The organism is Hyphomonas sp. L-53-1-40, from assembly GCF_000682775.1.
Taxonomy (GTDB): Bacteria; Pseudomonadota; Alphaproteobacteria; order Caulobacterales; family Hyphomonadaceae; genus Hyphomonas.
In genome coordinates, this window is the sequence record NZ_AWFI01000002.1 from 1 (window position 1) to 17,382 (window position 17,382).

General features: G+C 56.7%; 16 protein-coding genes and 1 tRNA gene. 14 read left to right on the top strand and 3 right to left on the bottom strand.

Translation table 11 applies throughout. The features are described 5' to 3' along the window. Positions 1-70: 70 nt before the first annotated feature. Positions 71-613, bottom strand: a complete 543-nt coding sequence (locus L53_RS04045) for a carboxymuconolactone decarboxylase family protein (protein WP_051607572.1) — start codon at positions 611-613, stop codon at positions 71-73. Positions 614-686: 73 nt separating this feature from the next. On the opposite strand from L53_RS04045, the gene L53_RS04050 reads away from it, so the two are divergent. Both L53_RS04050 and L53_RS04055 read left to right on the top strand, forming a co-directional pair. Then, positions 687-762, top strand: a tRNA-Trp gene (locus L53_RS04050). Positions 763-886: 124 nt separating this feature from the next. Next, a complete protein-coding gene (locus L53_RS04055) occupies positions 887-2,503 on the top strand; it encodes an alpha-amylase family glycosyl hydrolase (protein ID WP_034812256.1) in 1,617 nt (538 codons plus the stop codon). Here the strand turns inward: L53_RS04055 and L53_RS04060 are convergent. Next, a complete protein-coding gene (locus L53_RS04060) occupies positions 2,500-3,516 on the bottom strand; it encodes a LacI family DNA-binding transcriptional regulator (RefSeq protein WP_034812257.1) in 1,017 nt (338 codons plus the stop codon). The genes L53_RS04055 and L53_RS04060 overlap by 4 nt on opposite strands. Positions 3,517-3,790: 274 nt before the next feature. On the opposite strand from L53_RS04060, the gene zwf reads away from it, so the two are divergent. From zwf to eda, 5 genes are read left to right on the top strand one after another with little or no spacing between them, the layout of a single operon-like run. Continuing rightward, the gene (gene zwf, locus L53_RS04065) at positions 3,791-5,260 is read left to right on the top strand and encodes a glucose-6-phosphate dehydrogenase (protein WP_034812259.1); all 1,470 of its coding nucleotides are present in this window, start codon (positions 3,791-3,793) and stop codon (positions 5,258-5,260) included. Beyond that, positions 5,257-5,970, top strand: coding sequence for a 6-phosphogluconolactonase (pgl, locus tag L53_RS04070; RefSeq protein WP_034812261.1), 714 nt, complete (start codon positions 5,257-5,259; stop codon positions 5,968-5,970). Before zwf ends, pgl begins: the two co-directional genes overlap by 4 nt. After that, entirely contained in the window at positions 5,970-7,781 is a 1,812-nt protein-coding gene (gene edd, locus L53_RS04075) for a phosphogluconate dehydratase (protein WP_051607573.1), read from the top strand. The genes pgl and edd overlap by 1 nt, the downstream gene beginning before the upstream one ends. Positions 7,782-7,785: 4 nt before the next feature. Next, positions 7,786-8,751, top strand: a complete 966-nt coding sequence (locus L53_RS04080; RefSeq protein ID WP_034812262.1) for a glucokinase — start codon at positions 7,786-7,788, stop codon at positions 8,749-8,751. Beyond that, positions 8,748-9,383, top strand: coding sequence for a bifunctional 4-hydroxy-2-oxoglutarate aldolase/2-dehydro-3-deoxy-phosphogluconate aldolase (gene eda / locus L53_RS04085; protein WP_051607574.1), 636 nt, complete (start codon positions 8,748-8,750; stop codon positions 9,381-9,383). Before L53_RS04080 ends, eda begins: the two co-directional genes overlap by 4 nt. 27 nt (positions 9,384-9,410) lie before the next feature. On the opposite strand, the gene purB is transcribed toward eda, so the two are convergent. Next, on the bottom strand, positions 9,411-10,709 hold the full coding sequence (gene purB / locus L53_RS04090) for an adenylosuccinate lyase (protein WP_034812265.1): 1,299 nt from the start codon (positions 10,707-10,709) through the stop codon (positions 9,411-9,413). Positions 10,710-10,918: 209 nt separating this feature from the next. Here purB and L53_RS04095 point away from each other — a divergent pair, with 209 nt between their 5' ends. The 7 genes from L53_RS04095 (at position 10,919) to nuoF (ending at position 17,379) form a co-directional block, all read left to right on the top strand. Continuing rightward, entirely contained in the window at positions 10,919-11,857 is a 939-nt protein-coding gene (locus L53_RS04095; RefSeq protein WP_034812267.1) for a peptidoglycan-binding protein, read from the top strand. 241 nt (positions 11,858-12,098) lie between these two features. Beyond that, on the top strand, positions 12,099-12,473 hold the full coding sequence (locus L53_RS04100) for an NADH-quinone oxidoreductase subunit A (RefSeq protein WP_034812269.1): 375 nt from the start codon (positions 12,099-12,101) through the stop codon (positions 12,471-12,473). Further along, positions 12,473-13,042 (top strand): NADH-quinone oxidoreductase subunit B family protein, encoded by a 570-nt coding sequence (locus L53_RS04105; RefSeq protein ID WP_034812271.1) that lies wholly within the window; start codon positions 12,473-12,475, stop codon positions 13,040-13,042. The genes L53_RS04100 and L53_RS04105 overlap by 1 nt, the downstream gene beginning before the upstream one ends. Positions 13,043-13,050: 8 nt before the next feature. Then, on the top strand, positions 13,051-13,677 hold the full coding sequence (locus tag L53_RS04110; protein ID WP_233347563.1) for an NADH-quinone oxidoreductase subunit C: 627 nt from the start codon (positions 13,051-13,053) through the stop codon (positions 13,675-13,677). After that, the gene (locus L53_RS04115) at positions 13,677-14,882 is read left to right on the top strand and encodes an NADH-quinone oxidoreductase subunit D (protein ID WP_034812273.1); all 1,206 of its coding nucleotides are present in this window, start codon (positions 13,677-13,679) and stop codon (positions 14,880-14,882) included. Before L53_RS04110 ends, L53_RS04115 begins: the two co-directional genes overlap by 1 nt. A 79-nt stretch (positions 14,883-14,961) precedes the next feature. Further along, on the top strand, positions 14,962-16,071 hold the full coding sequence (nuoE, locus tag L53_RS04120; RefSeq protein WP_034812276.1) for an NADH-quinone oxidoreductase subunit NuoE: 1,110 nt from the start codon (positions 14,962-14,964) through the stop codon (positions 16,069-16,071). A gap of 3 nt (positions 16,072-16,074) precedes the next feature. Further along, positions 16,075-17,379 (top strand): NADH-quinone oxidoreductase subunit NuoF, encoded by a 1,305-nt coding sequence (gene nuoF / locus L53_RS04125; RefSeq protein WP_034812279.1) that lies wholly within the window; start codon positions 16,075-16,077, stop codon positions 17,377-17,379. Positions 17,380-17,382: the final 3 nt, after the last annotated feature.

Below are 17,382 nucleotides of genomic sequence, written 5' to 3' on the forward strand. Positions count from 1 at the left end.
GTAAGCCCTGTTCCCATCAGGCAGTAATGAGAAGGCCGTCCCAAAAGGGGCGGCCTTTTTTTTATGGGCGTCAGTCGAGTTTGATGTCAGCGCCTTTTGGACCGCCCTCTTCGACTTCCACGCCGAATGTCTCAAGGAAGCGGCAGACCATCATGTAGTAGCCGATCAGCAGAACCAACTCTTCCAGCAGGGACGGTCCGAAATGTTTCAGAACCGGTTTGAGCGCGCCGTCTGAGGGATGGGGATGCGTTACCAGATGGTCTGTAAAGGTCAGTGCCAGTTTCTGCTCGTGGCTCAAGCCGTCGGCATTTGGACCAGATTTCACCGCTTCGATCAGTTCGCCATCCATGCCGATCGCCAATCCGATAGCCTCGTGCTGGCTCGTTTCATATTTGGCATTGGACAAGTACCCGACACGCAGGATCACACATTCGCGGGTGATCGGATCCAGTTTTCCATTTTGCAGAAAGGCCGTACCCATGCCGATAAAGGGCTTCAGCAGATGAGGAGCATGGCCAAGCATTTGGAAGATATTGAGCGGGGCGAGCTTATCCAGAAAGGCTTTCTGGTCTTCAGGAAGGGCGTCAACGTCGGGATAGGGGATGCGGGACACAATTTTTCTCCATGGGCTGAAGCTCTAGTCTTGCGGCATGACGGCATTTGAGGCAAACCGCTCTTTCGCCTGTAGGGGTATAGCTCAGTTGGTAGAGCATCGGTCTCCAAAACCGAGGGTCGAGGGTTCAAGTCCTTCTGCCCCTGCCAGGCGGATTTCCGAATTTTCAGTCAATACAGTCCGTTTCCGGGCTGCTGGTCCTGGCGGCGCTTAGATGATTGAAAAATCGCGGGGCGGTGCGATGCTGGTCAGAATTGACGGGAATTTCAGACCATGCCGAACGCAATATCATCGGAACGCGCACAGCCTTGGTGGAAGGGTGCGGTCATCTATCAGATTTATCCGCGGTCGTATCAGGATACGAATGGAGATGGCGTTGGCGATCTGAAAGGCATAATGCAGAGGCTGGACCATGTGGCCTCCCTCGGCGTGGACGGTGTCTGGATATCGCCCTTCTTTACCTCCCCCATGAGGGATTTCGGATATGATGTGGCAGATTATTGCGATGTCGATCCGGCATTTGGCACGTTGGAAGATTTCGACGCACTCTTGAGCCGCGCGCACGCACTCGGCCTGAAAATCGTCATCGATCAGGTCTATGCACACTCATCCGACGCGCATGCCTGGTTCGCCGAGAGCAGAGAGGACCGAACCAATACGCGAGCGGATTGGTATGTCTGGAGCGATCCAAAACCCGATGGAACACCGCCTAATAACTGGCAGGCTGTGTTTGGCGGACCGTCCTGGACATGGGATGCGCGACGGCAGCAATATTACATGCACAATTTCCTGCCGAGCCAGCCGCAATTGAATTTGCACAATCCGGATGTCCAGCAGGCGCTCATCGATGTGATGCGGTTCTGGCTGGATCGCGGCGTGGACGGTTTCCGGCTCGATGCGCTCAATTTTTCCCTGTTCGACCCGGGATTGCGGGACAATCCGCCGAAAATTCCTGCACCCCGAAATGTTTCGCGTCCCTTTGACCTCCAGGAACATGTCTACGATCAATCACATCCAGATCTGCCGGGATTCCTGCAGCGCTTGCGAATGCTCATGGACCAATATGGAGAAATATTCTCGGTCGCGGAAGTTCCAGGTCCAAGCCCGCTCGAGGAGATGCGTGCCTATACGGCGGGCCAGCTGCATCTCAATTCCGCCTACAGCTTCGATTTCCTCTATGCGAAGCGGTTGGGCGTCGAAGCGATTGTTGCATCGCAAAGCAACTGGCTTGGCGCGCCAGGAGAGGGCTGGCCATCATGGGCCTTTTCAAATCATGATGCGCCGCGGTGTGTCAGCCGCTGGTTGGAGGGTGCCGATCCTGTTGTTCGGGCCAAATTGACCACAGCTTTGCTGTTTTGCCTGCGCGGGAATCCCATCCTTTATCAAGGCGAGGAGCTTGGCCTACCGCAGGCGGAGATTGCGTTTGAGGATTTGCAGGACCCTGAAGCAATCGCGAATTGGCCCCGCACGCTCGGCCGCGATGGCGCTCGCACGCCAATGCCCTGGGCCAGCGCCGATACATATTGCGGTTTCAGCGATGCCAAGCCGTGGCTGCCTCTGGGCCAGGGCCATGCGGATTTGGCGGTAGATCTTCAGGAAGCCGATCCCCAGTCTATGCTTCAATTCACACGCACGCTCGCGCGTGTGCGCGCCAGCTCGCCCGCGTTACAATATGGCGAAATCGAATTTATCGACTTGTCCGGGGACTTGCTCGTGTTTCGTCGGCTATGGGAAGGCGAAACGATTGAGTGCGTCTTCAATATTGGCGGGACCGAAGTGGTGGCTGCGATCACAGACGTTTCATCTGATCAGGTTCTAATGTGCGTCGGAAGCGATAGTCCAAACAAGACACGCGTCCCGCCATACTCGTGTCGGATTTCCCGCCACTAGGACAAGCCGCAGGATTCGCGGACGATAAGTTCGGTTGGCAGACGCTCAGATCGCATGCTGCCTGTGTCCACCGACGCAATCAGCTTGGCGACAAGGATCCGCCCGGCCCGCGCAGGATCCTGTGAGATCGTGCTCAGGGCAGGATAGCCATAGGCGGAGAGTTGAAGATCGTCATAACCAATCACCGAGACGTCATCGGGCACACGCACTCCCTCTCTGAGCAAGCTGCGAATGGTGGCCAGGGCAATCAGGTCATTTGCTCCGAAAACAGCATCAAACGTGACGCCGCGCTCCATCAGGCTGGAAATTGCAGCTTCGGCGGATTCTACGTCAAAACTTGACTGGAGCGTGAGGTCCGCGTCGAGCGGAATGTCAGCCCGACGATGCGCAGAGATATAGCCTTCATAGCGCTGCAAAATCTCTGGATTGGACGTATCACCCACAAAAGCGATTCGCCGGCGGCCGAGATTCAGCAGGTGAGACGTCGCCCGTTTGCCGCCGCGCAAGTTATCCGAGCCGATAGAGCAGTATTTCTGGCCGGGGATTTCCGCGCCCCAAACTATGAAACGGCTTTCAGTTTCGGCCAGTTGGTTGAATCTTTCGTGCAAGAAGCTCTGGCCAAGAAATATGACGCCCTCAGCACGGTTCGCGGTCATGATGGAGGCGAGGTCGTCCTGGTTTTTCGGGGCCAGATAAGAGATCAGCACATCGCAGCCAGCCAAACGCCCAGCCTCACTGAGGCCGCTGATCAGTTCCTGAAAGAACGGGTCAGAGACTTCCGTCTGGCGCCCAGCCAGTGTGGGCACGACGACTGCAATCGTCGCAGCAGCGCCGGACAAGAGCGCCGGCATGGATGGGCGGAAATTATAGTTGTGCTCGCGGGCGATCTTCCAGACCCGACGCTTGGTTTCATCATTTACTGCGGGGCTGTTATTTAGGGCGCGCGAAACAGTTGCGATCGAGACACCCGCGATTGAGGCAAGATCCTCCAAACGCGTTCTAGTGCTGGACATCTCGTGCTTCCTCCGCTTAAGAACACCAAAAACAACGTTGTCACATGTTTGGTCTATTCGTCCAGACCGTTGATCAAAGAGTCTGCAAAATTTGCAGAGAAGCACTACCAGCCGGGGAAGCGAAGCTAAAGTGAAGAATGATGATACCAAAATTTGCGTTTCACGACCTTTGCGAGTCTGACGAATAAGCTGACAAACTAGAAAATACTCGGGATCGATCCGAATTCGGCCTGATTCCGCCAATGTTCACCTCGAGCGCTCTGGAGACTGCCTGATGGCAAAATTCATTCCTGTCGATCCGTTCGACATCGTTATCTTCGGCGGGACAGGTGACCTCTCCCGGCGCAAGCTCTTGCCTGCCTTGTTTCACAGATGGCTGGATGGCCAGATTCCGGAATCCAGCCGTATTGTTGGCACTGCGCGCAGTGAGATGGACACCAAAGAATATCGCAAGATGGCAAGAGAAGCCTGTGAGTCAGCGTCTGGCGACAACTGGGATACGAAGGAATGGTCCAAGTTCGAGAAGTTGATTGAGTATGTGTCCATTGATGCAACACAGGAAGATGCAGATTGGGCCACCCTCAAATCTTTCCTGACACTGGATGACAACCGTCCGTGCGTATTTTACCTCGCTACGTCGCCGCGCCTGTATGTTCAAATATGTGAAGCACTGGGCAAGGCGGGCCTGTCAGAGGGCAACACTCGGGTTGTGCTGGAAAAGCCGATCGGGACCGATCTGGAATCTGCCAAGGCGATCAATGACGGTGTTGCTCAAGTCTACGCCGAACGCCAAGTTTTTCGGATTGACCATTATCTTGGCAAAGAGACGGTACAGAACCTCATGGTCCTGCGATTTGCCAATATGCTGTTCGAGCCAATTTGGTCTCGCAATTATGTGGACCATGTTCAGATCACGGTTGCTGAAGACCTGGGTCTTGAGGGACGTGCAGATTATTATGATAAATCCGGTGCCCTGAGAGACATGGTGCAAAACCATATGCTCCAGCTGCTGTGCCTGACGGCTATGGAGCCGCCGAACCAACTCGACGATGATGATGTTCGTACCGAGAAAATCAAGGTACTCAACGCGCTGACACCGATCACGGGCGAAGCCGCCAAGAAGCAAACCGTTCGCGGGCAATACAAGGCTGGTGTGAAAGACAACAAGCCCGTTAAAGGCTATCTGGAAGAGTTGAGTTCTGAAACCGTCAGCTCGACTGAGACCTTTGTGGCGATCAAGGCCAATATCGACAACTGGCGATGGGCGGGCGTCCCCTTCTATCTGCGGACTGGCAAGCGGATGTCGCAGCGTCACTCGGATATCATCATTCAGTTCAAACCAACACCCCATTCCTTGTTCGGGGAGGGGTATGAGAGTGCGAACAAGCTGGTTATTCGTCTGCAGCCGGATGAAGGTGTGCGCCTGTTCGTTCAAATCAAGGAGCCGGGTCCGGGCGGTCTACGCGTCAAGTCTCTGCCCTTGAACCTCTCCTACGCCGAAAGCTTCACGGTTCGGTATCCGGACGCGTATGAACGACTATTGATGGACGTCGTGCGCGGAAACCTTTCCCTCTTCATGCGCAAGGATGAAGTTGAAGCGGCCTGGACTTGGGTTGATGGGCTTATCGAAGCCTGGGAAAAATCAGGTGATCGCCCCGAAGCCTACACAGCCGGTTCGGATGGCCCACTCGCTGCTGCCATGATGATGGACCGCGACAATCGGGCATGGTGGGAGGGATCATGAGCGGATTGGCGCATGAATTCATGATGTTTGACAGCCGCGATGAGGCAACGCGCTTTGTAACGCAATTCATAGCAGGTGGGCTGACGAAGGCGTTGGAGCTGAAAGGCACCGCGTCGCTGATGGTGTCAGGTGGCTCAACGCCGGGGCCGATATTTGATGCCCTTGCCACGACCGAGCTGGATTGGGCGCGGGTCATGGTTGGTCTCGTCGATGAACGTTGGGTCAACCCTGAAGACGACGCATCCAACGAGCGCCTCGTACGCAGCCGACTGCTAAAGGCAAACGCCGGAGCTGCAGGCTTTCTGCCGATGAAAACAATGGACGCCATGCCGCAGGAAGCTGTGGCAGACAGAGACAAGGCGTATGCCCCGCACTGTGAGCCCGCAGACGTGGTTTTTCTTGGTATGGGTGAGGATGGTCATACCGCCAGCTGGTTTCCGGGTTCGAAGGATCTGTCAGCCGCTCTGGAAAGTAAAAATGTGGTTGCAGCCGTTGATGCGACCGGGTGTCCGGTCGCCGGTGAAAATCCGCAGCGTATTACCCTTACAGGCAAGGGCGTAACGAGTGCGTCGTCCGCGATTCTGCTAATCTTCGGAGAAGCGAAAAAGGCAGTGTTCGACACGGCGATAATGTCGTCCGTGCAGGAAAAGCCTATTAAATATGCAATCGATAAATTGGGGCCGCGTTTGACGGTCGTATGGGCAGCATAATGGTTGAGATGAATTCGACAATCGCAGAAGTGACCGCGCGCATTCGAGAGCGGTCACGAGACGCGCGCCAAGCATATCTCGAAATGATCCGTAGTCGTCGCCCCAAGGATTTCGCCCGACGGAGGATGTCTGAAAGCAGTTTGGCGCATGCCTCGGCGGGATGCGCGGTGATTGAGAAGACACAATTACTCGGCGCTGGCTGGCCGAACATTGGTGTCATTACAGCCTATAACGACATGCTTTCTGCGCATGCGCCGTATCAGGACTATCCAGCCATTATCCGGGATGCCGCTCGGGAGGTGAACGCCATTGCGCAAGTTGCCGGAGGCGTCCCCGCCATGTGCGATGGCGTCACACAGGGCTTTACCGGGATGGAGCTGTCGCTGTTTTCTCGCGACGTGATCGCGATGGCGTCGGCCATCGGCCTGAGCCACGACGTATTTGATGGCGCGATGCATCTGGGTGTTTGTGACAAAATTGTTCCCGGCCTCGTGATCGCCGCGCTACGGTTTGGCTGGATTCCGTCTGTGTTTGTGCCAGCTGGGCCGATGCCGTCCGGTCTGCCCAACCCTGAAAAGCAACGTGTTCGTCAGCTGTTCGCGGAAGGCAAGGTAGGTCGTGACGCGCTCTTGAAAGCGGAGTCAGAGAGCTATCATACGCAGGGCACGTGCACATTCTACGGCACAGCGAACTCGAACCAGATGCTGATGGAAGTCATGGGGTTCCACTTGCCAGGTGCTGCCTTCGCCAATCCAGGCACACCTATTCGCGAAGCGCTGACACGTGCAGCCACACATCGCGTCGCGGAGATCCATGCGCAGGGCGATCACTATATGCCAGCGGGCGAAATGATCGATGAGCGGTCTATTGTGAATGGCGTGGTAGGTCTGATGGCGACGGGGGGGTCTACCAATCATGCACTTCACTTGCCAGCCATGGCAGCTGCTGCGGGCATCATTCTAACTCTGGAAGACTTTGCGGATATCAGCGCGGTGACGCCGCTGCTGGCGCGTGTTTATCCAAACGGACCGGCTGATGTGAATCATTTTCACGCAGCAGGCGGTATGGGTTTCCTCGTGCGCGAATTGCTTGAAGCCGGTTTAATGGATGGCGACGCGATGGGCGTGGCTGGTCCGATATCAGGCTATGCAGTGGAGCCTTATCTGGAAAACGGCAAAGCCGCTTGGCGTCCTGCGCCGGCAACAAGTGGGAATACGGACATATTACGGTCGGTATCTGACCCGTTCTCCAAGGATGGTGGATTGCGGATGATGGACGGGCCGATTGGCTTGGGCGTCAGCAAGGTGTCCGCTGTAAAGCCGGAGCATCGCGTTGTGGAAGCGCCTGCTATCATATTCGATTCCCAGGAAGCGCTGAAAGCGGCATTTGATGCAGGAGAACTGGACAAGGACTTCGTCGCTATTGTTCGGTTCCAGGGACCGGCGGCGAATGGTATGCCCGAATTGCATACGCTCACGCCGCCGCTTGCGGTTTTGCAGGACAGGGGATTCAAGGTCGCGTTGGTAACAGATGGACGCATGTCGGGCGCGAGCGGCAAAGTGCCGTCCGCGATTCATGTGAGTCCGGAAGGTTCTCGCGGTGGCCCGATCGCGAAAGTGCAAAATGGCGACATGATTGTGTTTGATGCCGAGCGCGGTGTGCTCGATATCAAGGTTGATCCGGAAGAGTTTGCAAAGCGCATCCCGGACGAATACAGGCCAAACGACAACGGCATGGGACTTGGCCGCGAAATGTTCACCTATTTCCGGGAATTGGCAGGTCCTGTCAATTTCTCGAATCGGGGGGACTGACCTGATGCGTGAGTCCGTGCTGGTAGGGGATGTAGGGGGAACGAATGTCAGGTTCGCTTTGGCCGAGAAGCCGGGCGGTAAAGTTGAGATCAATGACTATTCAAAACTATCGGGGGACAGTTTCGAAACATTTGCCGCAGCGTTGCGCCAATATCTGGAAGACACCGGATTAAAGCCGAAGCATGCCTGTTTTGCCATGGCCGGGCCTGTGCAGGATGGCGAAGTGATGCTGACCAACCGGGATTGGCACGTCTCGGCCCGGCGCCTGTGCGAGACGTTTGGCTTCGACGATATTAGAATCATCAATGATTTCACCGCGATGGCGCGATCGGTGCCTGAGCATTCCGGCGACTATTTTGAGGAAATCCTGCCTGGTGAAGAAATGACGGAACTGCCTGTAATAGTGGCCGGGCCTGGCACCGGGTTCGGTGTGGCATCCTTATTTCCACTGGGCGACGATGCCTGGCAGGTTCTCACCGGTGAGGGCGGGCACATCGCCTATGCGCCAAGGGATGCATTGGAATTCGACATAGCAAGTGTTCTCATGCGGAATCAGGGCTATGTATCGAATGAATTGGTTGCATCGGGCATGGGGCTCGAATTCGTCCATCGCGCCTTTTGCGAAGTCTTCGGGCGCGAATTGGAAGACATCTCGCCTGAGGAGATGCGACACCGGGCCGATCAAGGTGACGAGATGTTTGATCAACTGATCGCCATGCGCGCGAAAGCCGTCATGGGGGCGGTCGGCGATCTGGCGCTCGCAAATGGAGCACTCGGCGGCGTCGTTCTTGCCGGCGGGGTAACTGAGCGGATCGTTGATTATTTGCGACGACCTGAATCGGTTGCCCGGTTCCGCGATCGCGGGCCGATGTCTGGCTACCTTGCGAATTGTCCGGTACGCCTTATGCACGACCCCGAGGCGCCTCTGATTGGCGCTGCTGCCTATTATGCCCAGGAGACGCTTAAATGAATTCCTCGCTTGATGCCCTGAAAGCAGCTGCCCAACGGGCACCGATTGTTCCTGTGCTTGTTGTGCCTGATGTGGACGCAGCGGCTCCATTGGCGCGCGCGCTTGTTGAGGGCGGTCTCACGATCGCCGAAGTTACGCTGCGCACGCCAAGTGGCTTGAAGGTCATCGAGGAAATGAAGAAGGCGCAGCCGGATTTGATCGTGGGAGCGGGGACGGTCTTGACGAAGGAGGACGTGGTGAATTCAATGAATGCCGGTTCTGACTTCCTTGTATCTCCCGGCATGTCGCCCGGCCTGCTGGACGCACTTGGTGATTACATGGGCATCACAATTCCGGGCGTGGCGACCGCCAGCGAAGCGATGACGCGCTATGAGGAAGGGTTCAAGATGCTGAAACTGTTTCCGGCCGCGATTGCTGGCGGCGTAGGCGCGCTCAAGGCGCTGTCCGGACCGCTGCCGCATCTCCAATTCATGCCGACGGGCGGTGTCAGCGCCGATAATGCGGGTGAGTATCTGGCCCTGCCAAACGTGGTGGCGGTGGGCGGCTCCTGGATCGCGACGGAGAAGGATGTAACCACTGGGGCGTGGTCCTCCGTCGCTGAGAAGGCAAGGACGGCGCTTGGCAGGATCTAATCGCCGTCCTCAAATGACCGCCGGGTCTCAGGAGCGTCCGAAGACGCGCTCGAAGGTCGTGTCCACGTGTTTGAAATGGTAGCCAAGGTCGAACAAGGACTCGAGTTCGGAATCTGTCAGTCGGGATGATACTTCCTCATCCTGTTTGAGCAGGTCGAGAAGGTCACCTTCCTTCTTCCAGGTCCGCATCGCATTGCGCTGGACCAGACGATAGCTGTCTTCACGGCTGACGCCTTTTTCGACGAGGGCCAACAAGATGCGTTGCGAATTGTGGAGGCCACCCATGCTGTCGATCGTGCTCATCATGTTTTCCGGATAGACCAAGAGGTTCTCGATCACGCCGCCAAGACGGTGCAGCGCAAAATCAAGATGCACGGTCGCGTCCGGGCCGATGCCACGTTCGACCGAGGAGTGCGAGATATCGCGCTCATGCCATAGCGCAACATTTTCCATGGCAGGCGTCACAGCGGAGCGGACAAGCCGGGCAAGACCGGTAAGGTTCTCCGTCAGAATGGGATTGCGCTTGTGTGGCATGGCGGATGAGCCCTTCTGGCCCGCCGAGAAGAACTCTTCGGCTTCGAGCACTTCAGTGCGCTGGAGGTGACGTACTTCTGTTGAAAGCCGTTCAATAGAAGACGCGATCACACCCAAGACTGCGAAGAACATGGCATGGCGGTCGCGCGGGATGACCTGGGTAGAAACGGGCTCGACGCTGAGACCGAGCTTTTCGGCAACATGAGTCTCAATGGACGGGTCGATATTTGCAAATGTGCCAACTGCGCCGGAGATTGCACACGTCGCCACTTCTTCGCGAGCCAGCACCAGGCGGGTCCGTGCGCGCTGGAATTCGGCATGATAGCCGGCAAGTTTCACACCGAATGTAGTGGGTTCTGCATGAATCCCGTGACTGCGGCCAATAGTGGGTGTCAGCTTGTGTTCAAAGGCTCGCTTTTCGAGTGCGGCCAAGACGCGGTCTACACCAATCACTAGGAGGTCGGTTGCGCGTACAAGCTGGACATTGAAACATGTGTCCAGGACATCTGAAGAGGTCATGCCCTTGTGCAAGAAGCGCGCTTCGTCACCAACGTGTTCTGCGACATTCGTCAGAAAGGCGATGACGTCATGCTTCACTTCACGCTCGATCTCATCGATCCGATCTACGTCGAACGCCGCACGTTCGCGGACCGCTGCGGAGACTCCTTCCGGAATCAGACCCTTCTGCTCCATGGCTTCGGCTGCGAGGGTCTCGATCTCCAGCCAGATGCCGAATTTGGATTCGGGAGACCAAATGGCTGCCATTTCGGGGCGGGTGTATCTGGGGATCATGGAGTACCTCGGGGCTGGGATTCGGCTTTCTAATACTGGCTGGAGCACAGAACACCAGTGTCTCGGTAAATTGAGCGCAGAGGAAACTGCGTGGCGGGTGCGTATCTCCTGGTGCGGGGAGGGTTGCGGAATATGAGTGCATGGTTGAAATGCGTGGTAATTGGTAGACTGGAACGCTTGTATGTTTCGGTGGCGGCTGGAGCAGGTTCATGCAACTCAAACCGATGATCGCGACCGCTGCTGGGCTTCTGATGATGGGACCAGCGCTGGCCGAAAACATAACTGGAACCTGCCATGCGCCTGTTTTAATTCCGGAAACGTTCGAGACCGTGACCGAGCAGGTGCTGCACGAGCCCGAACGAACCGAAATTCGTATTTATCCCGCCGAATACAAAACAGTGTCGCGGTTGGTCGAGGTCAAACAGGCCGCGACCGAGTATAGGATCGTGCCTGCAGTCTATGAGGCGGTTACAGAGCAAGTGCTGGTCCGGCCGGAACGAACAGAGACGGTTGTGATCCCGGCAGAATACGAAACCTACACCGAACAAGTGCTGGTCCGGCAGGCTTATTCGACTTTGGATTTAAAGGAAGATGTGGCTGGTCGCGCGATTGCCGGCGAGGATGATGCCAGCAAACCTCCGGGGAACGACGTGCTTGCGTCGGTCGATGTCCCGGCAGAGTACAAGACAATTACACGCACGCGTATTGTGAAGCCTGACCAGTCCGAGACACGCATAGTTCCAGCAGAGTATCATACGCTCGTGAAGCAGGTCCTGGTCGAACCGGCACGTGTCGAGCCGGTTGCGATACCAGCGGAGTATGAAACGCTCATGATCGAACAATTGGTCAGGCCCGCCCGTGAAGAAATCGTCTCGATCCCGGCGACGTATCGCACGGTCGAGAAACGGATCGTGACAGGCGAGGGGAGGGCGGTATGGAAGACTGTGTTGTGCGACGAAGATATATCTCCCGAGACGATTACTGTCCTTCAGAAAGCGCTTTCACAAGTCGGTCATGCGGTCGAAATTGATGGCAAATTCGGGCCCGCAACGATGAGCGCGCTGAAAGCGTATCAGCGGGAGCAGGGCTTGGGTGTGGGTCAGCTGTCGTTTGAAACGCTAGAGGCACTCGACATAGCTGCTCACTGATCCTCTGGATGCGAATGGATCGCAAAAAGCCGATTGAATTCATGGCTATGGTGCCGAGCCTGCTGCGCCCGTTCTGCTTTGCGCCGTGACGCACCGCCGCAGTATAGTGCACGTGAGTTGGGCAATAATTCAGGCTAGACTGAGTTGCTGCGATATATTGCGTCTGTCTGTTGCGCCATAGGCGAAACCGTCCTAATCCGGCGCCAGATCAAGCCACCCCTGCGGCAGGAGACAAGGTACCATGTCAGAGATCGAACGCTTGGCACTCGACTATTTGCCCGTGATCATTTTTCTGGTCATCGGCGCCGTGATTTCGGGCCTGTTCATTCTAGGTTCGGTGCTTCTGGCGCCCAGCAATCCGGATCCGGAAAAGAACTCAGCATATGAGTGCGGCTTCCCCGCTTTTGACGACGCGCGGATGAAGTTCGATGTGCGATTCTATCTCGTCGCGATTCTGTTCATCATCTTTGACCTGGAAGTGGCATTTCTGTTCCCGTGGGCAGTAAGCCTTGGAACGATTGGCTTGGTCGGATTCTGGTCCATGGTTGGTTTCCTCGGTGTTTTGACCATCGGATTTGTTTATGAGTGGCGCCGCGGTGCGCTGGAGTGGGAATAATGGCTGACGATTACAAGACATATGCTCTTGGCGGCGCGCGGACGGGAGTCGAAGGCGGCTTTCAGCCCGGCAATGATGACCCGTTCTATACCGGCCTGTCAGACCAATTGGCTGATAAAGGCTATTTCACCGCCGCAGCCGATGATCTGATCACTTGGGCGCGGACCGGTTCCCTGATGTGGATGACGTTCGGCCTTGCCTGCTGCGCCGTGGAAATGATGCACGCCGGCAACCCGCGTTACGACCTTGAGCGCTTCGGTATGGCGCCGCGCGGTTCACCCCGCCAGTCGGACGTGATGATCGTTGCCGGCACCCTGACCAACAAGATGGCACCCGCCCTGCGCAAGGTTTACGATCAGATGCCGGAGCCACGTTATGTGATTTCCATGGGTAGCTGTGCCAATGGTGGCGGCTATTACCATTACAGCTACAGCGTTGTGCGTGGCTGCGATCGAATCGTGCCGGTCGATATCTATATTCCGGGGTGCCCGCCGACTGCTGAAGCGCTGGTTTACGGCTTCTTGCAGCTGCAGAAGAAGATTCGCCGCGAAGGCTCGCTGGAACGGTAGGAGCTGACATGATGACAACAGAAGCTATCGAAGCCCTGGGTGAACTGGGCGCTCATATCGCCGCGCGCCAGCCGGATGCCGTCAAGTCTGCGGACGTGACGCTTGGCGAGTTGACCGTGTTGGCCGAGCGCGATCACATTGTGAGCCTGATGCGCTTCCTGCGCGACGACCAGCAGTGCAATTTCGAGACCTTTGTCGATGTTTGCGGGGTTGATTATCCGGAGCGGACCGAGCGGTTCGAAGTCGTTTATCACCTGCTTTCGATGCGGATGAATCATCGTGTGCGCGTACGTATCAGTACCGATGAAGATACGCCCGTTCCAAGTATTGTCGGGCTTTGGCCTGCCGCAAACTGGTTCGAACGGGAAGCCTTCGACATGTATGGCATCCAGTTCTCCGATCATCCTGACCTTCGCCGCATCCTCACCGATTATGGCTTTGAGGGGTATCCGCTGCGCAAGGACTTCCCCCTGACAGGCCATTATGAAGTGCGTTACGACGACCTTGAAAAGCGCGTCGTCTATGAGCCGGTCGAACTGCCGCAGGAATATCGCAATTTCGATTTCCTCTCACCGTGGGAGGGTATGACCAGTCATATTCCCGGGGACGAGAAAGCCGAGGAGCCTTCTGAATAATGGCTGACACCGCGCACATCTCCGAAATGGAAGACCGAAAGTTCACACTGAATTTCGGTCCTCAACATCCGGCCGCCCACGGCGTCCTTCGTATGATTCTCGATCTCGATGGCGAGATCGTGACCCGTGTGGACAGCCATATCGGCTTGCTGCATCGCGGCACCGAGAAGCTGCTGGAGTACAAGACATTCCTGCAGGGAATGCCATATTTCGACCGACTGGACTATTGCTCTCCCATGAATCAGGAGCACGCCTGGTGCCTGGCCGTCGAGAAGCTGCTGGGCGTCGAAGTCCCCCGGCGGGCAAGCTTGATTCGCGTGCTCTATTCAGAGCTCGGCCGGATCATGTCGCACTTGCTGAATGTAACAACGCAGATCCTCGACGTAGGCGCGTTGACGCCGATCACCTGGGGTTTTGAAGAACGTGAAAAACTGTGCGTGTTCTATGAGCGCGCCTCAGGCAGCCGCATGCACGCCGCTTATTTCCGCCCTGGCGGCGTCCATCAGGACCTGCCGCAGAACCTCATTGACGATATTGCGGAATGGTGTGAGCAATTCCCGGGCAAGCTTGATCACATCGAAAGCCTGGTCACCGAAAATCGCATCTTCAAACAGCGCAATGTCGATATCGGCCTAGTTGATGAGAAGACCATCATGGAGTGGGGATTCTCGGGCGTGATGGTGCGTGGGTCGGGTTTCGCCTGGGACCTTCGCCGCTCGCAGCCTTATGAATGCTATTCCGAGCTCGATTTCAAAATTCCGGTTGGCCGGAATGGCGACAATTACGACCGCTATGTCTGCCGTATGGAAGAGATGCGCGAGTCGGTGAAGATCATGCAGCAATGTGTTGACCTCATGTCGAAAGAGGGGCCCGGGCCTGTCCTTGTGCCCGGTTCGAAGCTTGCGCCGCCGCGCCGGGCCGAGATGAAGAATTCGATGGAAGCCCTGATCCATCACTTCAAGCTGTACACTGAAGGTTTCCATGTTCCGGAAGGCGAGACCTATGTCGCCATCGAGGCGCCGAAGGGCGAGTTCGGCGTCTATCTCGTCTCGGACGGGACGAACCGCCCGTATCGCGCCAAGATTCGCGCGCCGGGCTATCCGCACCTGCAGGCGATGGACCATCTCAGCAAGGGTCACATGCTGGCGGACGTGTCCGCCATCTTGGGCTCACTCGATATCGTGTTCGGGGAAATCGACCGATGAGTACTGCGCAGACACGCTTTTTTGACGAACATCCTCTCAAGGATGAAGCCCGTCGCTGTTTTTCGAAAAGGGGCGAGTAGTGGCACTACGCCGTTTTGATATGGAGGCTGGAGGCGACACATTCGCGTTCAAGCCCGAGACCGAAGAGAAAATTGCGTTCTGGCGCGGCAAGTATCCGGCTGACAAGCAGCGGTCTGCGGTGATCCCGATGCTGTGGTTGGCGCAAAAGGACAATAGTGGCTGGCTATCCGAGCCTGCTATGCGTGAAGTCGCCGATCGTCTGGAGATGCCGTATATCCGCGTCTATGAAGTCGCGACCTTCTACACGATGTTCCGTCTGCAGCCGGTCGGAAAGTACCACATCCAACTCTGCGGCACGACGCCTTGCCAGTTGCGTGGCGCGGAGAAGCTGAAGGAGGTCTGCCAGACCGAGATCGGCAAGCAGATGTTCGTGACCGATGATGGTCGTCTGTCCTGGGAAGAGGTCGAGTGTCTTGGCGCGTGCGTGAATGCGCCCATGGTTCAGGTGAATGACGATTATTTCGAAGATTTGACCCCAGATTCGCTGGGGATGATTCTCAACAAGCTGAAGAATGGCGTCGAGGCACATCCCGGCCCGCAGGTCGACCGGATCAATAGCGCGCCGGAAGGGGGCACGGCTATCCTGACCGATCCGCAATTATTCGATGGAACACGCAACCAGTCGGGTGCTTTGCCCAATTTGCCGACCGCCGAGCCAGAACCGGAGCCGACGGCTGCCGGCAAACCAGCGGAATCTGCGCCGACGAACACACAACGCGAAGTTCCCCAAAAGGAAAATACCGGCAAGACGACGCTGATCTCGAAGACGGAAACCGCCGAGAAATCTGCACCTGCTGCCGTTTCAGGCGAAAAGCCGGAATCGGTCGCGATCGCCTCTGAAGACCATGATGATCTGAAGCGCATCAAGGGTATCGGACCGAAGAATGAGGATGCGCTCAATGAACTCGGCATCTTCACCTTCCAGCAGATCGCGGACTGGACGCCAGCCAATATTGACTGGGTCGAAGACTATATGAGCTTCCCGGGTCGGATCGAGCGGGAAGACTGGATCGCGCAAGCAAAAGAGCTGGCCACGGGCGGCGAGACCGAGTTCTCGAAGCGGGTCGATGCGGGGCAGGTTGCCTCCAGCAGGGATGATGAGGACTAGGCCATGCTGCAGGACAAGGATCGCATCTTCACAAACCTCTATGGTTTGCACTCACCCGACCTCGAAGCGGCGAAGAAACGCGGCGCCTGGCACCTCACCAAGGAGATGCTGGATCAGGGGCCAGACTGGATATGCGACCAGATCAAGGCCTCAGGCTTGCGCGGTCGCGGCGGCGCTGGCTTTCCGACCGGTCTGAAATGGACGTTCATGCCGAAGGAAGTGCGCGATCGACCGCACTATCTGGTCGTCAATGCTGACGAGTCCGAGCCCGGCACGTGCAAGGATCGCGAGATCATGCGGCATGATCCGCATCTGCTCATCGAGGGCTGCATGGTGGCAAGCCGCGCGATGCGCGCCCATAAATGCTATGTCTACCTGCGTGGTGAGTATATCAATGAGCGCCATGCGCTCGAGAAAGCCGTCAAGGAAGCCTATGAGGCAAAGCTGATCGGCAAGGACAATGTGAATGGCTGGGATTTCGATCTCTATGTCCATCACGGGGCCGGCGCCTATATCTGCGGCGAGGAGACAGCCTTGCTGGAAAGCCTTGAAGGCAAGAAGGGACAGCCCCGGCTGAAACCACCGTTTCCGGCCAATGCTGGCCTGTATGGCTGCCCAACAACAGTAAACAATGTCGAGTCGATTGCAGTGGCTCCGACCATTCTTCGCCGCGGTGCTGAGTGGTTTGCCGGATTTGGCCGTCCAAACAATGCGGGCACAAAACTGTTCTGTGTTTCCGGGCATGTGAACAAGCCATGTAATGTCGAAGAAGAAATGTCGGTCACTTTCCGTGAGCTGATTGATAATCACTGCGGCGGTATCCGGGGTGGTTGGGACAATCTCAAGGCGGTGATCCCCGGTGGATCGTCCGTGCCGATGGTGCCGGCCGAGCAGATCATGGACGCCTACATGGATTTCGACACACTGCGGGACCTTAAATCAGGCCTGGGCACGGCGGCGGTGATCGTGATGGACAAGGACACCGACCTGATCAAGGCAATTGCCCGTCTCGCATATTTCTACAAACATGAAAGCTGCGGCCAGTGCACGCCGTGCCGTGAAGGCACAGGCTGGATGTGGCGCGTCATGGAGCGAATGGTCAAAGGCGAAGCCGAGCATGATGAGATCGAGACGCTCCTGGATGTAACCAAGCAGGTTGAAGGCCACACGATTTGCGCACTCGGTGACGCAGCGGCCTGGCCGATTCAGGGCCTGATCCGCCACTTCCGCCATGAGATTGAGGATCGCATCAACCAGTACAGACTGCCGCGCGCCATGGTGCAGGGCGCAGTCGTGGCAGCGGAGTAGAGA

Bases quoted from the DNA above. Each gene is read 5' to 3' on its own strand.
- eda (WP_051607574.1), top strand. From the start codon at position 8,748: ATGAATTCCTCGCTTGATGCCCTGAAAGCAGCTGCCCAACGGGCACCG.
- edd (WP_051607573.1), top strand. From the start codon at position 5,970: ATGGTTGAGATGAATTCGACAATCGCAGAAGTGACCGCGCGCATTCGA.
- zwf (WP_034812259.1), top strand. From the start codon at position 3,791: ATGGCAAAATTCATTCCTGTCGATCCGTTCGACATCGTTATCTTCGGC.
- nuoF (WP_034812279.1), top strand. From the start codon at position 16,075: ATGCTGCAGGACAAGGATCGCATCTTCACAAACCTCTATGGTTTGCAC.
- L53_RS04060 (WP_034812257.1), bottom strand. From the start codon at position 3,516: ATGTCCAGCACTAGAACGCGTTTGGAGGATCTTGCCTCAATCGCGGGT.
- L53_RS04105 (WP_034812271.1), top strand. From the start codon at position 12,473: ATGGCTGACGATTACAAGACATATGCTCTTGGCGGCGCGCGGACGGGA.
- L53_RS04100 (WP_034812269.1), top strand. From the start codon at position 12,099: ATGTCAGAGATCGAACGCTTGGCACTCGACTATTTGCCCGTGATCATT.
- L53_RS04080 (WP_034812262.1), top strand. From the start codon at position 7,786: ATGCGTGAGTCCGTGCTGGTAGGGGATGTAGGGGGAACGAATGTCAGG.
- L53_RS04110 (WP_233347563.1), top strand. From the start codon at position 13,051: ATGATGACAACAGAAGCTATCGAAGCCCTGGGTGAACTGGGCGCTCAT.
- pgl (WP_034812261.1), top strand. From the start codon at position 5,257: ATGAGCGGATTGGCGCATGAATTCATGATGTTTGACAGCCGCGATGAG.
- L53_RS04115 (WP_034812273.1), top strand. From the start codon at position 13,677: ATGGCTGACACCGCGCACATCTCCGAAATGGAAGACCGAAAGTTCACA.
- L53_RS04095 (WP_034812267.1), top strand. From the start codon at position 10,919: ATGCAACTCAAACCGATGATCGCGACCGCTGCTGGGCTTCTGATGATG.
- purB (WP_034812265.1), bottom strand. From the start codon at position 10,709: ATGATCCCCAGATACACCCGCCCCGAAATGGCAGCCATTTGGTCTCCC.
- L53_RS04055 (WP_034812256.1), top strand. From the start codon at position 887: ATGCCGAACGCAATATCATCGGAACGCGCACAGCCTTGGTGGAAGGGT.